At 63.5% G+C, this 3,217-nt stretch carries 5 protein-coding genes; 2 read left to right on the forward strand and 3 right to left on the reverse strand.

Going from position 1 to position 3,217, the window contains the following annotated elements:
* The 3 genes from ACH2EI_RS17030 to ACH2EI_RS17040 all read right to left on the reverse strand — a co-directional run.
* A partial coding sequence (locus ACH2EI_RS17030) for an SDR family NAD(P)-dependent oxidoreductase (protein WP_395160908.1) occupies positions 1 to 308 on the reverse strand: 308 nt, incomplete at its 3' end.
* Positions 308 to 985 carry a ThuA domain-containing protein gene (locus ACH2EI_RS17035; protein WP_395160910.1) on the reverse strand — a complete coding sequence of 226 codons (678 nt, stop codon included), beginning with the start codon at positions 983 to 985 and terminating at the stop codon, positions 308 to 310. The genes ACH2EI_RS17030 and ACH2EI_RS17035, both read right to left, overlap by 1 nt.
* 5 nt (positions 986 to 990) lie before the next feature.
* Positions 991 to 1,779, reverse strand: coding sequence for an SDR family NAD(P)-dependent oxidoreductase (locus tag ACH2EI_RS17040; RefSeq protein ID WP_395155224.1), 789 nt, complete (start codon positions 1,777 to 1,779; stop codon positions 991 to 993).
* Between the two features lie 34 nt (positions 1,780 to 1,813).
* On the opposite strand from ACH2EI_RS17040, the gene ACH2EI_RS17045 reads away from it, so the two are divergent.
* Both ACH2EI_RS17045 and ACH2EI_RS17050 read left to right on the forward strand, forming a co-directional pair.
* Positions 1,814 to 3,013, forward strand: coding sequence for a cytochrome P450 (locus ACH2EI_RS17045; protein WP_395160912.1), 1,200 nt, complete (start codon positions 1,814 to 1,816; stop codon positions 3,011 to 3,013).
* Positions 3,014 to 3,053: 40 nt separating this feature from the next.
* The coding region (locus ACH2EI_RS17050) for a helix-turn-helix domain-containing protein (RefSeq protein ID WP_395160914.1) at positions 3,054 to 3,217 on the forward strand (164 nt) is incomplete at its 3' end.

Raw genomic sequence — 3,217 nt, forward strand, 5'->3', positions numbered from 1 at the left:
TGTTCGTCGAGCTCGGCCAACGGGCCTCGGTACATATTGCCAGCATTGTTCACGAGCACGTCAAGACGTCCGTTCCCGTGCTCGACGGCTGCCGCCGTCATCGCCAGGCGATCAGCTGCAATCGTGATGTCGCCGACGACAGCCCGACAGTTGTCGCCGAGCGATGTGGCGACGTGGTCGACCTTGTCGGCACGCCGACCCGAGATGGTCACCCGTGCTCCAGCAGCGCAGAAATGGCGAGCGATCCCTTCGCCGATTCCGGACCCTCCGCCGGTGACCAACACCGACATTTTTGAGATCGGCCGCATTAGCTGCCCTCCAGAATCCATGTGATTGCCTGTTGCAACAGGCGTCGATTGTGCGGGTGATGGATCGACGAAGCATCGTGGCCAAACCCGTCGAACACCACGTTGCCCTTGCCGAAGCGATGCGCCCACACCACGGGCTGGTCGGGGTCGGACGCGTGGCGTTTCGCCACCGCAAGCACCTCGACACCATCGCGTATGGCCATGTCGCCGTACACCTCGTCGACGATCTCAAATTCGGCGGGGAGCCCGTCGACAACCGGGTGTTGACCCACGAGCCGAACCCGGACGTCGCCGACCGGCGGGTGTGATGACACGCCCCACACCCATGCCCCGCCGACGATGTCGCCCCACTCTTGCCAGTCGTCGAAGCTGATCGGCGCGGTGTGGAGTGCGAGGAGACCGCCCCCGTTGCTGACGAAAGACGTCAAGCGGTCACGGGTCGCCGCAGGCGGCGTGTACGCATGTTGCTCCCGCCACGGGTCGTAAGTGTTGCCGAGCATGCGCCACCACAAGCCGATGACGGCCAACGCGTCCACATCGTCGAGCATCGACGCTGCGACGTCGGGGTCCTCGACCACCTCGACCTCGTGACCGAGTTGCGACACCACGTCGGCAACCGCTGCACCAGAGGAAGCGAAGTCGTGGGCGTGCGGCGAACCACCGGCCAGGATCGCCACCCGACTCACTGGTCGTGCCCCACGGCGTCGACGGTTTGCGGGCGCGGAAGGTGTGCGATCACCGAGCCGGTGACACCGCCGTCGACAACGATGTTCTGGCCGTGGATGTATCCGGATTTTTCCGACGCGAGGAAGACCACGACGTCGGTGATGTCGCTCGACGTTCCGAGTCGGCCCAACGGGATCTTGGATTCTCTGGCTGCCCGGGTGGCGGGGTCGGCGTAGATCGGCTCCGACATGCCAGCGTCGATGAGTCCAGGAGCGATCGCGTTCACGCGGATCCCGTGGGGTCCCCATTCGATCGCCATCTGGGAGGTGAGCATGGCGACTCCGGCCTTTGTGGCCGCGTAGGCGCCGGAATTCGGTCCCGCAGCGACCCCGTTCATCGATGTCACGTTGATGATCGTTCCATGTGAGCCCGACGCGATCCATCGACGCGCCGCCGCGCTCGCGACGACATAGGTGCCCACCAGATTCACGTCCACGACGGCACGGAAATCGTCGAGTGAATGCTCGGCGAGTGGACCGAACCTGACGATGCCAGCATTGTTGACCACGACGTCGGGCGTCCCGAACTCATCGAATACCGATTCGATTGCCGACGCGTCTGAGACCGACGCGACGAACGACACGATGTCGTGACCGTCGGCTGCAGGACCCTCGACGGTAGTCGCGACGTCGATCACTCCGACCCGGTAGCCAGCGGTTGCGGCAGCGCGAGCAATGGCCGCCCCGAGTCCACGGCCGCCTCCCGTGACGATCATGGACGGCTCGACTGGTGTTTTCATCCCCATGATCGGTCTACCCTAGTTCGAAGGAGGACTAGTCGTGATAACGCTAACTACGTATCAGGAAGCTCGTGATGCGTTTCGTCGTCGCGACTTCCGCCAAGCGCTGTATGACGACGGGCATCACTTGATGCGCGGCGTCATCGTCAATCTCCACGGTGACGAACACATCGCTCGGCGCCGATTGGAGAACCGGTTGTTCCGTCGTGACACCTTCACGTGGTACGAACGAGACCGAATCCCGCGCATCATCGATGCTGTCCTCGCCGGCCCGATTGCCGCCGGCCGAGGCGATCTGCTGCCGCTGGCTCGCCGGACGATGACGACGTTGTCAATCGACGTCGCCGGTGTCGACATCCCTGCCGGGAGCGGGGTCGACGCTCAACAGGTGTTTGACCGTCTCGCCGAGTTGATGGAGCGTCTTGCTCGGGCCTCGACCGTTGCTCATGCAACGGGTGACAAGCAGCAGATCATCGATGACGGTGACATGGCCTTGCGGGCATTCAGTACCGAATTCTTCGAACCGTCCCTCGCACGGAGAATGGCACTCGTCGAAAAGTTGGAGGTCGGCGAGTTGGAAGAAGCGGAGTTGCCGCGTGACGTCTTGACCACGCTGATCCGAAATTCTGACCGGCTGGAACTCGATCCTGAGACCGTGTTGCGCGAGGTCGCCTATTTCCCCTGGGTTGGTTCGCATTCGACATCGGCTCAACTGGTGCACGCAATGCACCACATTTTCGTGCACCTTGAGCACAACCCGGCCCATCGCTCTGCACTCGAGCACGACGACACCCTGCGTCAACGATTCGTCCACGAGTCCATGCGTCTGCATCCGGCGAGCCCGGTCGCGCTTCGCAGAGCTACCGAGGACACGGCACTCAAGTCGGGCCGTGCCATACCGGCCGGCGAGACCGTTGCCATCGATGTCGAAGCCGCAAACCGCGATCGCGAAGTGTTCGGCCACCACGCCGACGCCTTCGACCCTGAACGAACGCTCGCCGACGGAGTCGCCCCGTGGGGGCTGAGTTTCGGTTACGGAACGCACGCTTGCCTCGGACAAGAGATCGCCGGTGGCATTGAGCCCGCCGACGCCATCCAACATCACCTCGTCGGTGCCGTTGCGCTGATGGCTGGAGCAATGCTTCGAGCCGGCGCCCGACCCGATCCCAGCGATCCAGCGATCAACGACACGAACACCACACGAAAGATGTGGGGTCGGTATCCGGTCGTCTTTGGCTGACGCGATGTTTGGATCGGGCCCGTCCGGTACTGTCGGCGGCGTGTCGACCGAACGGACTGTGGAACTCCTGAAGGACGCCGGGTTCTCCGGCTACGAGGCAAAGGCGTACATCGCATTGCTCGCGTCAGGGGCTCCGGTCAACGGCTATGAAGTCGCCAAGGCGTCCGGTGTCCCTCGCAGCACCGTGTACGAGACCCTCGGCAA

The sequence above is a fragment of the Ilumatobacter sp. genome, assembly GCF_041688325.1.
Classification (GTDB): Bacteria; Actinomycetota; Acidimicrobiia; order Acidimicrobiales; family Ilumatobacteraceae; genus Ilumatobacter_A.

Coding starts and splice junctions, on each gene's coding strand:
- ACH2EI_RS17040 (WP_395155224.1), bottom strand. CDS start 1,779: ATGGGGATGAAAACACCAGTCGAGCCGTCCATGATCGTCACGGGAGGC.